Source organism: Archangium lansingense (genome assembly GCF_026626635.1).
GTDB lineage: Bacteria > Myxococcota > Myxococcia > Myxococcales > Myxococcaceae > Archangium > Archangium lansingense.
On sequence record NZ_JAPNKA010000001.1, the window covers coordinates 8,912,501 to 8,932,144 of the forward strand.

Annotated in this window: 18 protein-coding genes; 5 read left to right on the forward strand and 13 right to left on the reverse strand. The window is 69.2% G+C overall.

Going from position 1 to position 19,644, the window contains the following annotated elements:
* Positions 1 to 14: 14 nt before the first annotated feature.
* Together gmk and OV287_RS35230 are read right to left on the reverse strand one after the other, a co-directional pair.
* Positions 15 to 647 (reverse strand): guanylate kinase, encoded by a 633-nt coding sequence (gene gmk, locus OV287_RS35225; RefSeq protein ID WP_267538421.1) that lies wholly within the window; start codon positions 645 to 647, stop codon positions 15 to 17.
* Positions 644 to 1,522, reverse strand: coding sequence for a YicC/YloC family endoribonuclease (locus tag OV287_RS35230; RefSeq protein ID WP_267538422.1), 879 nt, complete (start codon positions 1,520 to 1,522; stop codon positions 644 to 646). Before OV287_RS35230 ends, gmk begins: the two co-directional genes overlap by 4 nt.
* A 78-nt stretch (positions 1,523 to 1,600) precedes the next feature.
* Here OV287_RS35230 and OV287_RS35235 point away from each other — a divergent pair, with 78 nt between their 5' ends.
* On the forward strand, positions 1,601 to 2,701 hold the full coding sequence (locus OV287_RS35235) for a glycosyltransferase family 9 protein (protein WP_267542468.1): 1,101 nt from the start codon (positions 1,601 to 1,603) through the stop codon (positions 2,699 to 2,701).
* Here OV287_RS35235 and OV287_RS56525 read toward each other — a convergent pair.
* From OV287_RS56525 to OV287_RS35260, 6 genes are all read right to left on the reverse strand, one after another.
* Entirely contained in the window at positions 2,690 to 2,953 is a 264-nt protein-coding gene (locus OV287_RS56525) for a Trm112 family protein (RefSeq protein ID WP_373371855.1), read from the reverse strand. The genes OV287_RS35235 and OV287_RS56525 overlap by 12 nt on opposite strands.
* An 11-nt stretch (positions 2,954 to 2,964) precedes the next feature.
* The gene (locus OV287_RS35240) at positions 2,965 to 3,456 is read right to left on the reverse strand and encodes an adenylyltransferase/cytidyltransferase family protein (protein ID WP_267538423.1); all 492 of its coding nucleotides are present in this window, start codon (positions 3,454 to 3,456) and stop codon (positions 2,965 to 2,967) included.
* On the reverse strand, positions 3,453 to 4,469 hold the full coding sequence (locus tag OV287_RS35245) for a bifunctional heptose 7-phosphate kinase/heptose 1-phosphate adenyltransferase (RefSeq protein WP_267538424.1): 1,017 nt from the start codon (positions 4,467 to 4,469) through the stop codon (positions 3,453 to 3,455). Before OV287_RS35245 ends, OV287_RS35240 begins: the two co-directional genes overlap by 4 nt.
* Positions 4,470 to 4,518: 49 nt before the next feature.
* Positions 4,519 to 5,499 carry a tetraacyldisaccharide 4'-kinase gene (lpxK, locus tag OV287_RS35250; RefSeq protein ID WP_267538425.1) on the reverse strand — a complete coding sequence of 327 codons (981 nt, stop codon included), beginning with the start codon at positions 5,497 to 5,499 and terminating at the stop codon, positions 4,519 to 4,521.
* Between the two features lie 86 nt (positions 5,500 to 5,585).
* Positions 5,586 to 6,608, reverse strand: coding sequence for a glycosyltransferase (locus tag OV287_RS35255; protein ID WP_267538426.1), 1,023 nt, complete (start codon positions 6,606 to 6,608; stop codon positions 5,586 to 5,588).
* A 73-nt stretch (positions 6,609 to 6,681) separates the two neighbouring features.
* Positions 6,682 to 7,992 (reverse strand): 3-deoxy-D-manno-octulosonic acid transferase, encoded by a 1,311-nt coding sequence (locus OV287_RS35260; RefSeq protein WP_267538427.1) that lies wholly within the window; start codon positions 7,990 to 7,992, stop codon positions 6,682 to 6,684.
* A gap of 237 nt (positions 7,993 to 8,229) precedes the next feature.
* Between OV287_RS35260 and OV287_RS35265 the strand changes: the two genes are divergently transcribed.
* Positions 8,230 to 10,413, forward strand: coding sequence for a M4 family metallopeptidase (locus OV287_RS35265; RefSeq protein WP_267542469.1), 2,184 nt, complete (start codon positions 8,230 to 8,232; stop codon positions 10,411 to 10,413).
* Positions 10,414 to 10,569: 156 nt separating this feature from the next.
* Here OV287_RS35265 and OV287_RS35270 read toward each other — a convergent pair whose 3' ends face one another.
* The 3 genes from OV287_RS35270 to OV287_RS35280 are packed head-to-tail and all read right to left on the reverse strand — an operon-like array spanning position 10,570 to position 15,393.
* Positions 10,570 to 11,724 (reverse strand): PHP domain-containing protein, encoded by a 1,155-nt coding sequence (locus OV287_RS35270; RefSeq protein WP_267538428.1) that lies wholly within the window; start codon positions 11,722 to 11,724, stop codon positions 10,570 to 10,572.
* On the reverse strand, positions 11,721 to 13,502 hold the full coding sequence (locus OV287_RS35275) for an ABC transporter ATP-binding protein (RefSeq protein WP_267538429.1): 1,782 nt from the start codon (positions 13,500 to 13,502) through the stop codon (positions 11,721 to 11,723). Before OV287_RS35275 ends, OV287_RS35270 begins: the two co-directional genes overlap by 4 nt.
* 7 nt (positions 13,503 to 13,509) lie before the next feature.
* On the reverse strand, positions 13,510 to 15,393 hold the full coding sequence (locus tag OV287_RS35280) for a DUF4388 domain-containing protein (RefSeq protein ID WP_267538430.1): 1,884 nt from the start codon (positions 15,391 to 15,393) through the stop codon (positions 13,510 to 13,512).
* A gap of 341 nt (positions 15,394 to 15,734) precedes the next feature.
* Here OV287_RS35280 and OV287_RS35285 point away from each other — a divergent pair, with 341 nt between their 5' ends.
* Positions 15,735 to 16,289, forward strand: coding sequence for a GNAT family N-acetyltransferase (locus OV287_RS35285; RefSeq protein ID WP_267538431.1), 555 nt, complete (start codon positions 15,735 to 15,737; stop codon positions 16,287 to 16,289).
* Between the two features lie 9 nt (positions 16,290 to 16,298).
* On the opposite strand, the gene OV287_RS35290 is transcribed toward OV287_RS35285, so the two are convergent.
* Positions 16,299 to 16,922: a TIGR02265 family protein gene (locus tag OV287_RS35290; protein WP_267538432.1), complete on the reverse strand. Its 624-nt coding sequence runs from the start codon at positions 16,920 to 16,922 to the stop codon at positions 16,299 to 16,301.
* 147 nt (positions 16,923 to 17,069) lie between these two features.
* On the reverse strand, positions 17,070 to 17,594 hold the full coding sequence (locus tag OV287_RS35295) for a GNAT family N-acetyltransferase (RefSeq protein WP_267538433.1): 525 nt from the start codon (positions 17,592 to 17,594) through the stop codon (positions 17,070 to 17,072).
* Positions 17,595 to 17,740: 146 nt separating this feature from the next.
* Between OV287_RS35295 and lpxB the strand changes: the two genes are divergently transcribed.
* Positions 17,741 to 18,895, forward strand: coding sequence for a lipid-A-disaccharide synthase (gene lpxB / locus OV287_RS35300; protein WP_267538434.1), 1,155 nt, complete (start codon positions 17,741 to 17,743; stop codon positions 18,893 to 18,895).
* A 41-nt stretch (positions 18,896 to 18,936) separates the two neighbouring features.
* Positions 18,937 to 19,641, forward strand: coding sequence for a polyprenol monophosphomannose synthase (locus OV287_RS35305; protein ID WP_267538435.1), 705 nt, complete (start codon positions 18,937 to 18,939; stop codon positions 19,639 to 19,641).
* The last annotated feature ends 3 nt before the right edge of the window (positions 19,642 to 19,644 follow it).

The window sequence follows — 19,644 nt, forward strand, 5'->3', positions numbered from 1 at the left end:
CGGAGCCCGACAGCTCAGGGCGCGGGCTTCTCCAACTTCAGCTTCGAGAGATCTGCCCGCCCTCGCCGGCTGCGCTCGGCGATGACCACCGCGTGCAGGTCTCGATAGGCGCGATCAAAGTCGTCATTCACAATGATGTAGTCGTATGAGGCGACTCCCCGCTCGATCTCCGAGCGGGCGGCCAGCATCCGGCGGCGGATGGTCTCTTCCGCGTCCGTCCCGCGATCGCGTAGCCGGCGCTCGAGCTCATCCATCCCAGGAGGAACGACGAAGACGAGCACCGTGTCGGGCTGCTTGCGCTTGATCGCCAGTCCGCCCTGCACATCGATGTCGAAGATGGCCACGCCCTTCCGGGCTCGCGCCTCGTCCACCACCGCCTGGGAGCTGCCGTAGAAGTGCCCGTAGACCTCAGCCCACTCGACGAACTCGCCCCGCTCAATGCGATCCTGGAAAGCGGCGACATCCACGAAGTGGTAGTCCACTCCGTCCTGCTCCCGTCCTCGGGGCTTCCGGGTGGTCACGCTGACAGAGAAGATAGCGTCTGGTAGCTCGGCAAGCAGGCGGCGCGCCAGGGTGGTCTTCCCTGTCCCTGAGGGTGCGGAGAGGACGAGCAGAAGACCAGGCTGGAGATGAGTGGGCTCGTTCATTCGACGTTCTGAACCTGTTCGCGGATGCGCTCGACTTCTGCCTTCATCGACACCACGCGCGAGGAGATCTCCGCGTGCTGGCTCTTCGAGCCCGTGGTGTTCACCTCGCGGTGCATCTCCTGGACAAGGAAGTCCATGCGGCGGCCCGATGGCTCGCTCCCCGCCATCATCTGGCGGAACTGCTCGAGATGGCTGGCCAGCCGCGTCATCTCCTCGGCAATGTCCGTCCGCTCGGCGAAGACGGCCACCTCCTGAGCAAGCCGCTGCTCGTCCACGGAGATGCCTCGCGCCAGCTCGGCCACGCGCTCGGCCAGCCGCTGGCGGTACTCCTCCACCGACCTCGGAGCCAGCTGGGCCACCTCCTTGCTCCACCGCTCGATGAGCCCAAGCCGGGTCTCCAGGTCCACACGGATGGCCTCGCCCTCCACCTGGCGCATCTGCTCCAGAGCCCCAAGCGCCTGGGTCAGCGCCTCCTGCACCGCCTGCGTAGCTGCCTCTACATCCATCCCCCGCTCCTCCAGCCGCATCACGCCCGGCTGGTTGGAGACATGGGTCCAGGAGACCTCGGCCATCATCCCGAGCGCCTCGGCTACCTGGCGGAAGGCCCGCGAGTACTCCCGCGCCAACGCCACGTCCACCACCGGCACCGTTCCGGCCGCCGTCGCCGTCTGCCTCTTGATGAAGACCTCCACCGCGCCGCGGGCAAGTCGGTCCTTCACCTGCTTCACCAGCGCCGGCTCCAGCGCCGCCAACTCCCGCGGCAGCCTCGCCTTGACCTCGCAGAATTTGTGGTTGAGCGAGCGCAGCTCGACGGAAAACTCCTCGTCACGCACCCGCGCGCGCCCAGCTCCGAATCCAGTCATGCTCTTCAGCATTGTGGCGGCTTGCTAGGCGCTTCCGGCCATCAGGTCAAGCCACCTGCGCGGATCCTCTCTGCTATGGTCCGCCCCCCGATGGTCTGGCACAAGCGGCTCGAGTTGTGGGCGAAGCTGGCACTCGCTCTGGTGGCTTCCGCCCTCCTCTGGCGTCCCGGCCGGCGGCGGAAGCCTGGAACCCCCCTCCCCTCCCCCCGGCGAATCCTCCTCGTCCGTATCGACAACCGGGTGGGTGAGGCCCTGCTCACCACCCCCCTGCTCACCACCCTCAAGGCGGCTCACCACCCCCCTGAGGTCCATGTCCTCGTCCACTCCAAGGTCGCCCGCGTCCTCGCCGGCCACCCCGAGGCTGATCGCATCATCCCCTTCGACCGGCGCCTCCTCTGGCTCGGAGCCCTCGCCCCCGGCATCCGCGCCCTGCGCCGCGAGCACTATGACGTCGTCGTGGACTGCTCCAACTGGTCCACTCCCTCTGTTACGTCCGCCCTCATCTCCCGGCTCGTGGGACCTCGCGCCCTCGTCATCGGCCCCCACCAGTGGCCCGTCCGCTACCTCCACTCGCTCTCCGTCCCCGCCCGCACCGATACGAGCCGCGAGGTGCTCCAACGCGTACACCTGCTCTCCCCCCTCGTCCCCGGCTCGCCCCGAGAGTCGATGTCCTTCCGCACTCCCCAGGTCAGCGAGGCGTTCCGCTCATGGCTCGAGGCCGGCTCCGGCTCGCCCCGTGCCGTGGTCAATCCCGGTGGGAGACTCGGCTGGCGACGCATTCCTCCCGAGGCCTTCGCCGCTGCCGCCCAGGCGTTGATCGCCTCCGGCCGCACCCCCATCGTCACCTGGGGCCCCGGTGAGGAGGAGCTCGCCCGCTCCGTCGTCGCCTCCGCCCCCGGCTCCCAGCTCGCCCCTCCTACCAATATCGACGAGCTGGCTGCCCTCATGCGCTCCGCCGGGCTCACCGTCTGCAACAACACCGGCCCCATGCACCTGTCCGTCGCCGTCGGCGCCCCCACCCTCGGACTCTTCCTCCGCATGGACATGGACCGCTGGGGTCACCCCCTCCCGCCTCACCGCATGGTCGACCTCACCCCCGTCGTCGACTCCGGTGGTGACCTCCCGGCTCGCGTCTTCGAGGTCGTTCGCGCCTTCGCCGAGGGGAGCCAGGTCCGCGGTTCAGCTCCCTGAGCCGCGGGTGTATGGCCGGGAGGCTTCGGGTAGGAGCTCCGGGACTCCGTTACGGATCGGGTACGCGAGGCTACAGGTCGGGCAGTAGAGCTCGGCCGGAGTGGTGCTCCCTGGGTTGGAGCTCGGGGGACGGATACCCTCACCCCGACCCTCTCCCTGTGGGAGAGGGAGGGTTGTTGGGAGGAGAGGGGTGAGCTCGCCCTTGCACCGGGGGCACGCCAATGTTGAGAGCAGCCACTCCGGAAGGCTCATTCGACTCGCCCCTACTTCGACTCTCGCTCCGCCTGCAGCCGCTTCGCGAGCTCCGTCGTGCTGTGATTCTTCGGATCCCCCGCCACCGCCACCCGGCCTCCGTAGGCCCTCACCTCATCCCCCTCGGGAATCGTGTCCGGCGTGTAGTCCGTCCCCTTCACGTGCACGTCCGGCTTCAACGCCCGAATGATGTTCCGCACGTTCGGCTCGTCGAACACCAGCACACGATCCGTACACGCCAGCGCTGCCACCATCTCCGCCCTCTCCCCCTCGGGAATGTGCGGCCTCCCAGGCCCCTTGTACGCCCTCGTCGACGCGTCCGAGTTCACCGCCACCACCAGGCAGTCCGCTAGCTCCTTCGCCCCCTCGAGATAGCGCACGTGCCCTACGTGGATCAGATCGAAGATCCCGTTGGCCAGCGCCACCGTCTTCCCCTCCGCCCTCCAGCGCTCACGCTGCTCCACCACCTCCGCCAACCTCTGCACCTTGCTCAACGTGCTCACCGCGCACTCCTCAGCTCGCCCAACAGCTCGTCCCTCGCCACCGTCGCCGTCCCAGGCTTCTGCACCGCCAGCGCCCCCGCCACGTTCGCCAGCCTCGCTGCGTCCCCAAAGCTCCCCCCCGCCGCCAGCCCCAGCGAAAAGGCCGCGATCACCGTGTCCCCCGCCCCCGTCACGTCCACCGCCTCCTTCGCCCCATGCACCGGAATCAGATCCAATCCGCCCTTCGCATCGAAGAGCGCCATCCCGTGCCGGCCCCTCGTCACCAACAGCGCCTGGCACTTCAGCCGGCGCACCACCTCGTGCCCCGCCTCCAAGAGCTCCGCCTCCGTCCTCAACGGCCTCCCCACCAGGGCCTGCAGCTCCGGCTCGTTGGGCTTGCACACCGTCACCCCGGTGAACGCCGACAGGCTGTAGCGGCTGTCCACGCACACTGGCAGCCCGTCCGCCGCCAGCTTGCGCAACGCCGCCCTCATCTCCTCCCCCACCACCCCCGCGCCATAGTCCGACACCACCAGCGAGTCCGCGTCCTTCGCCGCCTCCTCCACCCGCTTCACCAGCGCCCTTCTCAGCTTCGGCGGCAACGGACCCCGCTGCCCCCGATCCAGCCTCAACATCTGCTGCCGCGTCGTGTTCACCCCTCCCGCCAGGATGCGCGTCTTCGTCTCCGTCTCCACGCCCTTCGCACTCACCGCGCTCAGCTCGATTCCCGCCTCGTCGAACAGCTTCCTCAGCGCCCTCCCCATCTCGTCCACGCCCAGCAGCCCCACCGCCGTCACCTGCCCCGACAACGAACGCACGTTCGCCGCCACGTTCGCCCCTCCCCCCAGCTTCACCTCCGAGGACTCGTGGCGGACGATCAGCACCGGAGCCTCTCGGCTCACCCGGTCCGTCTGGCCGTAGATGTAGTGGTCCGCGACCAGGTCCCCCACCAGCAGCACCCTCCGGCGCGCGAAACCCAACGCGAATTGGACCAGAGGGGGAGCATTGACTCGAGCGGGCAGGACGGCAGCCATGGCGGCGCGTTGTCCCACAGCAATTCCCCTTCCACAAGCCGACCTTTTCCTACCCGAGCCCGAGCGCCCGCCGGAGGTGCAACTCCCCCTCGAGCACCTCCACCCCCAGCCGCACCGTCCACGTCTCGAAGCCCCCAGGCAGCCGCACCCAATCCTTCTCCGTCGTCACCACTCGCGCGCCCAGGCCCGCCGCTCGGCGACTCACCTCGTGGAGTTCCCGCTCGCTGAAGCGATGGTGATCTGGAAACAAGGCCGTCCCCCGGACGTCCGCCCCCAACTCCCCCAGCGTCTTCAGGAAGCCCCCCGGCCGAGCAAGCCCCGCCAACGCCAGCACCGGTTGTCCCCTCAGCGCCTCGGGCGGGTGGAGCTTCCCCGCTGGATCCACCCAGGCCGTGGGCCGGTAGCGCGTCCGCACGCACGGGGCCGGTAGCGGCGGCAACTCCCGCACGGGCTCCGCCGCGGCTCGCACCCAGAAGAGCGTCGCCCGACTCAGTCCCGAGAGCGGCTCGCGCAGCGGGCCTCGCGGCAGCATCCGTCCATTTCCAAAGCCCACCGCCTCGTCCACCACCACCACGTCCTCGTCCCTCGCCAACCGCCGGTGCTGAAAGCCATCGTCGAGCAGCACCACCTCCAACCCGAACGCGTCCCTCGCCCGGCGCGCCAGCGTCCGCCGATCCGCCCCCACCAGCAGCCTCGCCTCCGGACACCGGCGCGCCAGCAGCAACGGCTCGTCCCCCGCCTCCTCCACGGATGGCAGCGGCCCCGCTCCCGTGAACGTCAGCGGCTCCTTCGAGCCCCGCCCATACCCTCGCGTCAGGATCCCCACCCGCTTCCCCTCCCGCACCAGCAGCTCCGCCAGGTACAGCACCGCCGGCGTCTTCCCCGTCCCTCCCACGTTCAGGTTGCCCACCGAGACCACCCGCAGCCCCTCCACCCGCTCGCCTCGCAGCACGCCCGCGTCGTAGAGCGCTCCCCTCAGCCGCACCCCCGCCCCGTAACCCCACGCCAGCACCCCCAGCGGCGCCAGCATCGCCCTCCGACTCCACGGCTCCGGCCTCTCCGGGTAGAACACCCGCTCGATCGCCGTCGGCGCGGCCTGTCTCGGAGCCCCGGCGCTCACCGCTCCGCCCTCGCCTGTTCGTACAGCGCGATCACGTCCGCGGCGATCCTCGCGTTGCTCGGGTGCGCCACCCTCGCCCCCGCTCCCGACTCCGACGCCGCCACCACCGCCTCGGGCGTCAGCTCCTCCACCAGCGCGTCCGCCAGCGACGGCAGGTTGCCCTCTTCCACCGCCACCACCCGCACCCCACTCGCCCTCGCCTGCGCCGCCGCCCTCGCGCTCCAGTCGTTCCCCAACCCCAACACCCATACTTCGTCCAACGCCCTCAGCCAGCGCGCAAACGCCTCGCCCTGCTGGTACCCCGCGAACGTCACCCCCTCCTCCAGCCCCAACCCGCGCACCTGCTCGCGCACCGGCTCCACCAGCCCTCCGTCTCCCACCAACACCAGCCGCGCTCCCGCGTTCTTCTGGCGCAGTCTCGCGAAGGCCTCCACTCCCAAAGCGTGTCTCCTCGAGGCCTGGAAGGTGGACACCATCCCCACCAGCGGCGCGCCCGTGAGCCCCATTTCCTTCCTCAGTGCCTCGCGCTCCTCCGCGGGCCGGAACATGGGATCCACCAGCGGCGGCAGCACCCGAACCCGCCTCCCGACCAATCTCGTGATGAGCGACGACGACGGCACCGTGTACGCGTCCGCGTGCGGCAACGAGGCCCTCAGCGACCTCGACGCATGCACCGACCGGATCAACACCGCCCCCCTCGGCCTCCCCCACCTCGCTACCAGGTGATCGTGCGTGAAGTGCGCGTGCACCACGTCCACGCTCCTCGCCCTCAGCCGCCTCGTGTCACTCCACACCTTCCACGGCCTCGACTTCACCGATAGCTCCAGCCCTCCCTCGTCCAGCAGCCCCAACGCCTCGAATCGCGGCACCGCTGGCTCCTCCGACGCCACCTCCGTCCGCCGGCGATCCACCGCCACCGTCACCTCGTGCCCCGCCTCGCGCTGCGCCAACGCCAGCAACGCCACGTTCTCCGCGGGCCCACTCCAGAACGGGCTCGCGAGCAGGTGCAGGATTTTCATCGCCAGTCTCGATCCTTGCTCGAGTGGGGGGACGGGTTCGCGGTTACGGCGGCCCACACGGTGACGGGCACCCTCACACCGTCCCTCTCCCGGTGGGAGAGGGGAAATTGGAGCGGGGCTTCGCCAACGCGTTCGCCATGTGCTCCACGTTGCGCTGACTCGCTCCAGAAATCTGTCTCACCGTCGCCCTCGCCAGCTCCCCCAGCGCCCCCACCGTCTCCGGCTTCGCCAACAGCTCCGACATCACCCGGTACAGCTGCTCCCCATCCTTCACCTGGAGGCCTCCCCTCCCCACCAACACCTGCACGCTGTCCCGGAAGTTCTCCATGTGCGGCCCGAACAGCACCGGCTTCCCCTGCCCCGCCGGCTCCAGAATGTTCTGGCCCCCTCTCTTCGTGAACGACCCGCCTACGAACACCAGCGTCGCCAGCCGGTACGCCCTCGACAGCTCGCCAATCGTATCCAGCACCACCACCCGCCCTCCCCCCTCGTTCCCCTTCGAGCGCAACCCCACGCTCAGCCCCGCATCCCTCACCAGCCCGGCAATCCGCCCCGCTCGCTCGATGTACCTCGGCGCGATCACCAGCCGCAGGTCCGCGTGCGCCTCCAGCAACCGCCGATACACCGTCAGCAGGTGCTCCTCCTCACCCTCGTGCGTGCTGCCGGCAATCCACACCCGCTCCCCCGCCTTCAGCCCAAGCGCGCTCCGCAGAGCCTCGTCCTCCTGCCCCACGTCCGCCACCGCCAACGCGTCGAACTTCGTGTTCCCCGTCACGAACACCCGCTCGCTCGGCGCCCCCAGCCCCAACACCCGCTCCGCCTCGTCCTCGCCCCGCATGAGGAACAGCTCCATGTCCCTCAGCGGGTTGCCGATCAGCCCAAACAACACCCGGTACTTCCCCTGGTGCGCCGGAGAGAAGCGCCCGTTCGTCAGCACCACCCGTCCCCCCGCACAGCTCGCCGCTCGGATGAGGTTGGGCCAGATCTCCGTGTACTCGAGCACCAGCAGGTCCGGCCCAATGGCCTTCACCGCCCGCCGCGTCGCGCCCCACAGGTCGTACGGCGCGTACACCACCCCGTCCACCTGCTTCGCCAGGCGCTCGCGCCCCATCATGTAGCCCGAGTTCGTCATCGTGGAGAGCACGATGCGGCACCCCGGAAAGCGCGCCCTCAATAGGCCGAACATCGGCGAGAGCGCCAGCAAGTCTCCCGCACTCGCCCCGTGCATCCAGATGGTCGGCCCAGGCCCTCGCGCCGGCAGCTCTCCCTCCGCGTAGAAGCCCAGCCGCTGTCGCAGCCCGTGCCGCGTCTTGCGGTGCAGCGACAACACCGGGAACAGCACGGCGAACAGCAGATAACTGGCGAGGACGTAGAGCAGTCGCATGGCAGCCGGGGCCGCGTCCCTCTACCAGATGCCGCACCTCCCGACAGCACACATCCACCCTCCCCGACTTCCCGTCGAAACCTTCGATACTCTACGTTTCTTGAAATTTGTTAAGACAGGAAAGATGGAATTTGTCAGTAATCCTTGAAATCGTTGGACTCATCGTGCACAGTATTTTCCGTCCTTGAGGCACAGGGATCAGGAGGCAGCACAGTGGCAATTCGCATCCGTGGAGTGATGGGAGTAGCGGCCCTGTCGTTGATGATGGGCGCCTGCACCGAAGGCAACACGACCGACAACAACAAGCCCGGGGCGGTCAGGACGCTAGCGTCCGCACTCGGCAACACTGTGGTTGACGCTGACTCGACGGGCACTGCCCGCTTCATCACCGGTGACCTGGGCAACCTGCCCGAGCTGTCCTCCCCCGAGGCGGCGCTCACCGCGGACCTGAGCCCCGTGCTGGCGGGCATCGCGCCCCAGTTCAAGCTGGACGCGAGCAACCTGACCCTCAAGCGCGCCTACGCGGACGCCCAGGGTGACACCCACTACCGCTATGCGGTGAGCCACAACGGCCGGGCCATCTACGGCGGCGAGCTGCGCCTGCACGCGCGCGGCGGGAAGATCATCGCGGCCAACACCAACGTCCGCGGCGACCTGGTGGGCCCGGACAAGGCCACCGTGGCCCCCGAGGCCGCCATGAGCGCGGCGGAGCAGGACCGCGAGGCTCCCCAGGGGTCCCGCCTCGCGGGCTCCCCGGAGCTCTTCTACTACCGCAACGGCGAGAAGCTGGAGCTGGTGTACGAGGTTCGCCAGACCGGTGAGCAGGCCGACGGTACCCCCGTGGACGACTCGGTGCTGGTGAACGCCGCCGACGGCTCCGTCCTGCTGCGCATCCCCCACGTGCACACCGGCCTGAACCGCAAGCTGTACGACGGCAAGACGCTGTCCACCCTGCCCGGCACCCTGACCCGCTCCGAGGGCGACGCCCCCGTGGCCGACGCTGTGGTCAACACCAACTACGACCACCTGGGCACCGTCTACAACTGCTACCAGAGCCTGTACGGCCGCGACTCCATCAACAACGCGGGCGCCACGCTCATCAGCACCGTGCACCACCGCGTCAAGTACGTGAACGCCTTCTGGGACGGCACCCAGATGGTGTACGGCGACGGCGACAACGTCACCGCCTCCAACCTGGCCAACTCGCTGGACGTGACCGCCCACGAGCTGACCCACGCCGTGACGGACAACGAGTCGGACCTCATCTACTCGGGTGAGTCCGGCGGCCTCAACGAGTCCATGTCCGACATCTTCGGCGCCGTGTGCGAGTGGTACGGCGACGGCAAGGTCGTCAGCGCGCGCACCTGGCTCATCGGTGACGACGTGTGGACGCCGGCCACCCCGGGCGACGCCCTGCGCTACATGGCCAACCCCACCCAGGACGGCGACTCCCTGGACTACTACCCGGACTACGCCTCGGGCGTGGACGTGCACTACAGCTCCGGTATCTCCAACCTGGCCTTCTACATGCTGAGCCAGGGCGGTACCCACCCGAAGGGCAAGACCACCCAGGTGGTGGCCGGCATCGGCATCGAGAAGGCCTCGCGCATCTTCTACAAGGCCAACGCCGACCTCATGACGCCGAGCACCACGTTCGAGCAGGCCAAGGTGGCCACCGAGCAGGCTGCTCAGCAGCTGGGCTACGACGCGGCCACCATCGCGTCCGTCACCAACGCCTGGAAGGCCGTGGGCGTGGGCGTGCCCGTGCCTCCGCCGGTCAACACCCCGATCGAGAAGAACACCCCGATCTCCGACATCGCTGGCGCCAAGGGCTCCAAGGTGTACTACAGCTTCAAGGTGCCCGAGGGTGCGACCGACCTGAACGTCAGCATCGCCGGTGGCACGGGTGACGCGGACCTGTACGTGCGCTTCGCCAACGCGCCCACCACCACCCAGTACGACTGCCGCCCCTACAAGTCCGGCAACGCGGAGAGCTGCCTCTTCGCCGCTCCGTCCCAGGGCACCTGGTACGTCATGCTCAACGGCTTCAGCGCCTACACCGGCGTGACGCTGTCGGTCACCTGGAAGGGTGGCTACATCCCGGTCGAGAAGGGCGTGCAGCTCGACGGCCTCTCCGGCGTGGCCGGCTCTGACCAGGTGTACAAGCTCGAGGTTCCCGCCTCCGCCAACGGCAGCCACCGCAACATCCACGTGCGCATCTTCGGCGGCGAGGGCAACGCGGACCTCTACGTGCAGCACGGCTCGGCGCCCAGCCACTTCGAGTACGACTGCCGCGAGGTCAAGGAGCACAACTCCGAGAACTGCAACCTCAACAACGCTCGCCCGGGCAACTACTACATCAAGATCTTCGGAGCCAAGGGCGGCTACCAGAACCTCTCGCTGCGCGCTGACTACAACTGAGTTGATGGCGCAGTAGTGATTCGACGGCCGCTCCCGTTCTCACGGGGGCGGCCGTTTCACTTTGCGGGGCACGGTGGGGAGCTCGGGGACGGGCACCCTCACCCCGTCCCTCTCCCGGGGGGGAGAGGGGAAATTGGCACGCTTGTGTCACTGGGGTCAGGGGAGCTTGGTCGCTGGCAGGACCTTCACCGGGCTCGGGACCATCCAGGGCCTCCACTTCGTCCCGAAGAAGCTCCCCGGTGCTTCCACCCACGCTTCCACTTGCACCGCCCCCTCCTCCACCAGCTCCACCGACCTTCCATCCGCTCTCAACCGCCCCGCCCCTCGTACCTCGACTCTCACCTTTTCCCCGGCCCCCGGCGGCAGGCGCACCGTGAGCACGTCCCCCACGTGGGCCTCCCGGCGCTCCGCGTTGACTCCCTCCAGCGCGAAGCCCTCGGGCTCCCCCAACGCCCGGAAGGCACAGACCGCCTCGCCACTCGCCAGGCCCTTCACCACCTGGTCAGCCGCGGCTCGTGCGTCCTCGGGGAGTTTCCGCATGTCCGGCAGGTACATCGCCAGCGCCCGGAACACGTCCTCGTAGCGCGGCAACCCGTGCGCGTCGTGCGAGCACAGCGCCACCCGCGGCTTCTCCCGCTCGAGCGCCAGCAGCCTCGCCATCGGCTCGGGCCCCGGCTCGACGAGCATCATCACCCCGTGCACGGGGTTGCCAAAGGACGCCCCCACCGCCGGCAACAACCGGCTGAACGGGCGGCTCATCGCGTCTCGGAAGAAGGTGTCCGCCGAGTACAGCTCGAAGCCATCCGCCCGCCGCGCGGCCTCCTCGTGGCGCCAGGGGTTGCGCTTCTGCACCGGGTGCGCGAGCACGCTCACCCCACCCGCCCTCTCCACCGCCGCCTCGGCCGCCCCTCCGTCCATCCCCTTCTGGAAGCCCTCCAGCGGGCGCTGCAGGCCGAACGCCACCAGGTGGCCATGGGCCGTGGACAGCTCCACGCCCGGCACCATCAACACCCCGTCTACGAAGGCAGGCTCCCGAGGGGCGAGATCGTTGTGGTCCGTGAGCACCACGAAGTGCAGGCCCGCCGCCTTCGCCGCCGCAGCCACCTCCTCCACCGTGCCCCGCCCGTCCGAGCGCAGCGTGTGCACATGGAAGGCCCCTCGCACCCATCCGGGCCCGTCCGCCTGGGACGGCACCACCGGGTACTCCGCGTAGAAGGCGGCCAGGGTGAAGAACCCCGCCACGCCCAGGAGCAGCAGCACCAGCCCCAGCAACGCCCGGAGCAGCCTGCCCACCACCACCGCGGGCTTCACGCCGCTCCCCGCTCCGGCGCCGCCGTCTGTAGCGCCCAGAGCGCCGCGTAACGGCCTCCCGCCTTCAGCAGCTCCGCGTGGCTGCCCCGCTCCACCACCCGCCCCGCCTCCACCACGCAGATGATGTCCGCCTCCACCACCGTCGACAGGCGGTGCGCAATCACCAGCGCCGTCCTCCCCGGCAGCACCGCAGAGAGCGCCGCCTGCACCTCGCGCTCGCTCTCTGGATCCAGGCTGCTCGTCGCCTCGTCCAGCACCAGCACCGGCGCCTTCGACAGCACCGCCCGCGCGATGCACAGCCGCTGCCGCTGGCCTCCGCTCAGCTTCGCCCCGCGCTCACCCACCCGCGTGTCGTAACCCTCGGGCAGCGCCCGGATGAAGCCGTCCGCGTTCGCCACCCGCGCCGCCGCCTCTACTTCCTCACGCGTGGCGTCCGGCCGCGCGTAGCGCAGGTTGTCCAGCACGCTGCCCGAGAAGAGCAACGGCTCCTGCGTCACCAGCGCGAACTTCGCCCGCACACTCGCAGCCGTGTAGCCGTCCACGTCCACCCCGTCGAAGAAGAGGTGGCCCTCCTGAGGGCGCTCGAAGCGCAGCAGCAGGCTCGTGAGTGTGCTCTTCCCTCCGCCGCTCGGCCCCACCAACGCCACCACCTTGCCCACCGGTAGCTCCAGCGTCAGCCCGTCCAGCGCCCGCCGCTCCCCGTAGAAGAAGCGCACGCCCTCCACCCGGATGCCCTGTCTCAGCGCCGGTGCCTCGAGAGCCCCCGGCACGTCCTCCACCGGGTGGCGCAGGTCCAGCAGCGAGAAGAGCCGCTCACCCGCCGCGCCCGCCTGCATCGCGAACTGCGTCACCCGGCCCAGGTCCTTCACCGGCTGGTACACGAGCACCACCGCGGTGAGGAAGGACAGCAGGGACTCGGGCTCCATCGCGTGGGTGGCCGCCGCATAGGCCAGAGCACCCGCCAGCGCCGCGGCCGCCAGGACCTCCATCACCCCGGGCACTCCGCCTCGCGCCCAGGCGGCCCGCACCAGCGCCTCCTCGTGCGCCCGCGCGTGTGTCGAAAAGCGCGCCAACTCCGCCGCCTGTCCATTGAAGGCCTGGATGGTGCGCATGCCCCCCAGCCCCTCCTGGAGCTGCCCCGAGAGGTGGCCGAGCTGTACCTGGCCCTCGCGCGTGCCCTTCAGCGCCTTGCGCGTCAGCTTCGAGGCCGGCAGCGCCGCCAGCGGCAGCACGCACAGCATCAACCCGCCCATCAGAGGACTGATGGACAGCGCCACGCCCGCCAGCACGACGATCTGCAGCGAGTCCCGCAGGTACGAGCCCACCGTGTACATGGCCGCCTGCTCCACCGCCTGCACGTCCGCGGAGAAACGGCTGAGCAGATCTCCCATCCGCTCGCGCGCGAGCTGCGCGGGCGACAGCGCGGTGAGGCGGACGAAGAGCTCCCGCCGCAGGTCCGCCACCACCTGCTGGGCGAAGAGGCCCATGCAATAGAACTGCCCGAGGTACCCCACGCCCTTCACCACCCCCACCGTCAGCACCACCACCGGGAAGCCCCAGAGCACGGACTCGCGAGGGAGGCTCGACAGCCATGGCACCTGCTGCGCGCCACCAAAGCCCTCCGCGCCCCCCGACAGCAGGAAGCGCAGCGCCGGCCCCATCAGGTACGCGTACGCCCCCGTGGCCAGCCCCACCAGCGCCATGCACGCGAAGGCCGCCACCAGCACGCCCACGTGCGGCCGGGCGTACCCCAGCAACCTCCACAACACCTTCCGCATCACGGAATCACCGGCCCACCTTGCGCAGCGCGGCCTTGGCGAGCTGGGCATTGGGATTGAGCTCGAGCACCTTCAACAGCTTCTTGCGCGCCACGGACGCGTCCTCCATCTCGCTGTCGATGATGGCCGAGATGATCAGCGCCCGCTCCAGGTACGGGTTGAGCGAGAGCGCCTTGCGCAACACCTTCTGCGCCGCCTTCGCCCGGTCCTCCTTCGGCCCCGTGCCGGCCAGGAACGTGGCCCACGCCAGGTACGAGTAGTACTCGGGCTCCTGCGGGTTGAGCGTCACCACCTCCTCGAAGTGGATGAGCGCCGAGCGGTACTGCTTGCGCTTCAGCGCCGCCTCCCCGCGCCGCAGGATGATCTCCGCGTCCACGTTCACCGTGGTGGCCCGCCCCACGTCCATGCGCGACATCAGGTACTGCAGGTACGCCTTGCGCTTCTCCTCCACCGACAGCACCCGGTACGCCGCCGAGAGCTTCTCCTGCACCGAGTCCAGTAGATCCTTCATCTCCGAGGTGTCGTACTCGGCGTAGCTGTCTGGATGAAAGTGCGTGGCGAGCTCGTGGTAGGCGCGCTCCACCGCCTCGCTGTCCGCGGCGATGTCCAGCCCGAGGCAACGGAAGTAGCTGCCGGTGATGATCTTCACCGCGCCATCCCGCAGGCTGGCCTCTGTCTCCGTCGGCAGCGGCTTGCGCTTGCGCGGGGCGATGGACTCCGGCACCGCCACCACCTCGCCGGGACCCGTCGCCACCGGCGTGGACGAGAAGCTCATGCAGCCCGCCAGCTTGAGGAACCACAGCAGCGAGTACCCGCGCCGGAGATCTCCTCGCCCGTGCGCCAGCAGCTCCCGCAGCGCGATGCGCCCGTTCACCTGCATGGCGATCTTCAGGTCCTCCGTGTTCAGCCCCAGCGCGCCCAGGTCCTTGCCGAACTCGGGCGTGCGCACCGGGAACTCCGCCTGGTGCGAGCGCAGCGGTGCAGCCATCACCTTGAGCGGAATGGCCCGCCGCGCCCCATCGAGGATCGGCGCCAGCGCCGGCGTCTCCACCGTGGCCACCTCGGCCTGGAACTCGTCGCCCGCGTAGAAGGCGTAGCGGCCCTCACGCATGCCGATGACCTGGGCCAGCCGGTCCGTCGTGTAGTCGCGCAGCAGTTGCAGCAGCTCCTCGCCCGCGGCCTCGACTCCCGCATCTGCCAGCGCCGCGCCAATGCGCAGCCCCGAGCCCAGCGCCTGCACCACTCGCTCCGCCTGCACCTCGGTCACCACCTGACGCTGCAGCAGGTAGCTGGGCAGCGCGTCCTGCCGCGCGCTGGAGTCGTAGTTCACCGCGCCGCCTCGGGCGAAGAACACCCGCCGCGTCAAATCCCTGTACGCCACCACCAGCACGCCGTCGCGGCCCAATCGGTGCAGCGACACCAGCAGCGCCGGCAACGGGAAGCCCTTGAGCTCGCCGCTGATCACCGCTGGACGCGCCAGCAACGCCCGCACACCCTTGAGCGGCGCCCCGGGCTGTGCCGCCACGCTCGCCAAGGACTGCAGCTTGCCTACCAGCTCGCCCGGCTTGAGGGGATCCGCCACGTAGGCGTTCACCTTCAAGTCCAGCACCGAGGCCACCCCGCGCGCCCGTCCCAGGTGGCCCTTGTCGATGGCCACGATGGGCACGCGCGCCCCCTGACTGTGGTTGCGGATGAGGTGGCCCACGTGCGCGCCCTCCAGGCGCGGCATATCCACGGACACCACCACCAGGTCCGGGTTGTCGGCGACGAAGTGCTCCATCGCCGAACCGGGATCGCTCACCGCTCGCACGGTGTAGCCAGCTTGAGACAGCACCCCGGTCAGGTGCTCCAGAGTGGGCGGATGGCTCTCGGCCAGAAGAAGCGTCTTCAAGGGCCGCCGAGTGTACACATTCGGCCCGCGCGCATCAGTGGGTATCCACGCTCCCCCGCTCGTGGATTTCTCCCTCTCTCCGAATGGAATCGCCTGGCCGGTTGCCCAGGGTGGGAACGAACGCTCCCAGAGTGAAAGAGTTCAGGGAGAGCACCGCGCGGGCCGTCCATCATGCAGGAGTGCGGGCTCCGTGAAAGCGGTGATGGCTCAGGAGAGATCCGACAACCAGGAGATCCAACGGCGCGCCGCGCGCGGAGAGCGTCCCGCTGAAGCAGCTTAAAGAACGCACCGCTCCCGAGTACGAAGGCTCGGGAGCTAAGCGACTGAACTCGGAGCGTGAGATGCAGACAGAGGCCACCCCCTGGCGCGGATACACCCTGCGGCGAGCCCAGTTCGAGGAGCTGGCAGTACTGCCGGAGATCGAGCACCTCGCGGCGCAGCAGTTCCTCCAGTCCGCGCAGCCCTTCGCCGCCCAACTGCCAGAGCAGACGCTCGAGCAACTCCAGGAGTACCAGCGGCAGGGAGGCGTCTGGGTGGCCGCCTCCGCGGAAGGAGACCTCGCGGCCTTCGCGCTCTGCAAGGAGGTGGATGGCATGGCGTACCTCGCGGAGATCGACGTGCACCCGGCCCATGCGCGCCAGGGTCTGGGCCGAGCCCTTTTCGAGGTGCTGAAGCGCCAGGCCCGTGAGCGAGGTTACCCAGCAATGCTCCTCACCACCTTCCGAGACGTGCCCTGGAATGCGCCCAACTACGAGCGCTGGGGCTTCCGCATCATGAGCGACGACGAGGTGGGCCCCGAGCTGCGCGGCATCCGCGAGCACGAGACCCAAGCCGGCCTCCCTCCCGCGAGCCGAGTCTGCATGGTGCTCGCACTGGACGCGAAGCCCGGCCCGTGACGGCGGCCCTCACCCCCAGGAGATCTCGTACTCGCTGTCGAGCACATCCGTCTGCTGGCCGCGCACCCTCGCGCGGTAGGCCTGCACCTTCTCAAGCAGCTCCAGCAGCACGCCCTCGTGGAACGGGTAGGGAATGAAGGTGCGCTTCACCCGGAAGCGGGCATGCGCCGGCGCCACCCACGACAGCTCGTACATGCCGAAGCTCAACGAGACCCGGTACACCACGGGCAAGCAGTCCAGCAGGCGCCGTGCATCCCCTCCGTGCATCACCCCCATGGCCCGACCCGCCGAGGACTCCCGGAAGTCCGCCGCCGCCCTCCGGCCGATCCGCCGCAACGCCTCCTCGATGGTCCCGTACTTCTCCGCCAGCAGATGCATCGCGGTGGAGACCATCCGGAGATAGGTGGCGATGGGGTAGTTGAAGAGCTCCACGAACTTCTGCTCGCCACTGGCCTCCAGACAGCGCTGTGCCGTCTCCGCGTCCCCGAGCTCCTCCAGCGCCTTCAACAGGCCCATGCAGAACACGCCACGCGCGGTGTCGGTCGGAGCCGCCAGGGAGATCCGCCGAGCGAAGTCGCTCTCCCAGTGCTCCTTGGTGAACCGCGGCATGGCCACCTGACCCTCCTGGCTCATGCGACACCCCCCATGAGTTGACGAATCGGGTACCCCACCCCACATGTGGGGCTTTATCGGGCGCACCAGAGCGAGGTTTCTATCCGCGGGTCACGAAATCAGGAAGCGTCCATTAGCAACGCTTCAGCGACACGACAGGCACGCCTCTCAGAGCGTGAGAAACATCAGCTCCTCGTCGACGTACGTCTCGCCGATGCGCAGCGCCCGCTTCTCCACGCCGTAGGGTTGAAAACCCAACGAGAGGTACAGGGCCCGCGCCCGGTCATTGCCCACCACTACCTCGAGGTGGAGCTGTTCGACACCGCCCATCTTCCTGCTGGCGTTGATGGCGACCTCGAGCAGCCGCCTGCCGATGCCTTGAGCCTGGGCCTCCGGCGTGACGTACATGCCCCAGATGCGAGCCTTGTGCGCCGCCTTGCGAAAGGAGTCCCGCCGCAGGCCCGTCATCCCCACCAACCTGTCGTCCACGAAGGCCCCGAGCACGAGGTTCGTCGCGGGAGACTGGCTGTCGAGCCGGGCACGCACCACGTCGAGGGGGACGTTCTCCTCTTCCTCGGGGGAGGAGGCAAAGCAGTCGGGGTGCTCCCGGAGGGCCCTGAGCCGGAGGGACCAGAAGGCCGCCGCCTCCGAGGGAAGCAAGGTCCGGATGATCGGTTCGCTGGGAGGCGCCATGGCCGGAGCCTGCTGCGTCCGGGGGGGCGTCGTCTACTGCGATGGAGCCCGCGCGACGCGTGGGTGACTGGGCATCCGAGCAAGGCCCTGCGGAGGATGCGCAACGACGCTGAGCAGCGCTTCGGATAGGATGCGCGCCGCTTCTCATGTCCTCTGCCCCCCAGATTCTCGTCGTGGCTGGCGAGGCGTCCGGTGACGCCCACGCCTCCGAGCTCGTTGCCGCCCTCAAGGCCCAGCGTCCAGACCTCACCTTCTTCGGCATGGGAGGCTCGCGTCTGGCCGCCCAGGGCGTGGAGCTGCTCTACGGCGCCCACGAGGTCAACGTCATGGGCATCACCGAGGTGCTGCCCAAGATTCCGCGCATCCTCCAAGTGATGGGCGGGCTGGCCCAGGCCGCCGCCGAGCGCCGCCCCGCCTGCGCCATCCTCGTGGACATCCCCGACTTCAACCTCCGGCTCGCCGCCCGCCTCAAGAAGCTCGGCATCCCCGTCGCCTACTACGTCTCGCCGATGATCTGGGCCTGGCGCCGAGGCCGCGTGAAGACGATCGCCAGGCTCGTGGACCGGATGCTCTGCATCCTCCCCTTCGAGGAGGACTTCTACCGGGAGGCCGGAGTCGCCGCGCGCTACGTGGGCAGCCCCGTGGTCGAGCAGGTGCCCTCCCCCGCCAGTGCCGCCACCTTCCGCCAGAAGCTCGGGCTGCCCGAGGAGACGCCCACCCTCGCCCTGCTGCCGGGCAGCCGGATGAGTGAGATCCGCCGCATCCTCCCCAGCATGGTGGGCGCGGCGAAGCAGCTCGTGGCCGAGCGCCCCGGACTCCAGGTGGTGGTCCCGGTGGCCCCCACCATCCCGCGCGAGGAGATCCTCTCCCGCTTCCAGGGCAGCGGTGTGCAGCCCGTGCTGGTGGACGGCAGAGCCCCCGAGGTGGTGGGCGCCAGCGACGCGGCCATCGTGGCGTCGGGCACCGCGGCCCTCGAGGCCGGGCTGATGCAGCGGCCCCTGGTGGTGGTGTACCGCGTCTCGCTCATCACCTACCTGGTGGGCCGGATGATGCTGAAGGTGGCGCACGTGGCACTCGTCAACCTGCTCGCCGGCCGCCGGGTGGTTCCCGAGCTGCTCCAGGGCGACATGACCCCCGAGCGCATCGCCGGGGAGATCCGCCGCCTGTGGGTGCCAGGCACACCACGCGAGGAGATGCTCCAGGGGCTGGAGGAGGTGCGCACCCGGCTCGGACAGCATGGAGCCGCCGCCCGGGCCGCCGAGTCGGTGCTGGAGCTGCTCCCCCCCGCCTCAAAAGTCTAAGGGCAGACACCGCGCGGCACTGTGCTATGTCCCGCCGCGCGATGAATCCAGCGCTGGTCTGCATCCCCACCTACAACGAGCGGGACAACCTCGAGCCCATCACCCAAGCGGTGCTCGCGGCCGATCCCCGCGTGGACATCCTCGTCGTTGACGACAACTCCCCGGATGGAACGGGGAAGCTGGCCGACGAGCTGGCGGCGAAGGAGCCGCGCATCCGCGTCCTGCACCGCGAGAAGAAGCAGGGCCTGGGGCGCGCCTATCTCCATGCCTTCCGCGTGGCGCTCGATGCGGGCTACCAGTACATCATCGAGATGGACGCGGACTTCAGCCATGACCCGCGCTTCCTGCCCACGATGCTGGACATGGCGCAGGGGGGCACGGATCTGGTGCTGGGCTCGCGCTACGTGAGCGGCGGCGGCACCGTCAACTGGGGCACCGGCCGAAAGATCATCAGCCGCGGCGGCTCGCTCTACGCGCGCACCATCCTCGGCGTGGACGTGAGGGATTTGACCGGCGGCTTCAAGTGCTTCAACCGCCGGGTGCTCGAGTCCATCGACCTGGACGCCGTGCAGAGCACCGGCTACGCCTTCCAGATCGAGCTCACCTACCGCACCCTGAAGAAGGGCTTCACGGTGAGGGAGACGCCCATCATCTTCGAGGACCGCCGCGTCGGTCAGTCCAAGATGAGCCGGAAGATCTTCCTCGAGGCCCTGACGATGGTGTGGAAGCTGCGCCTCACCGTGTAGAGG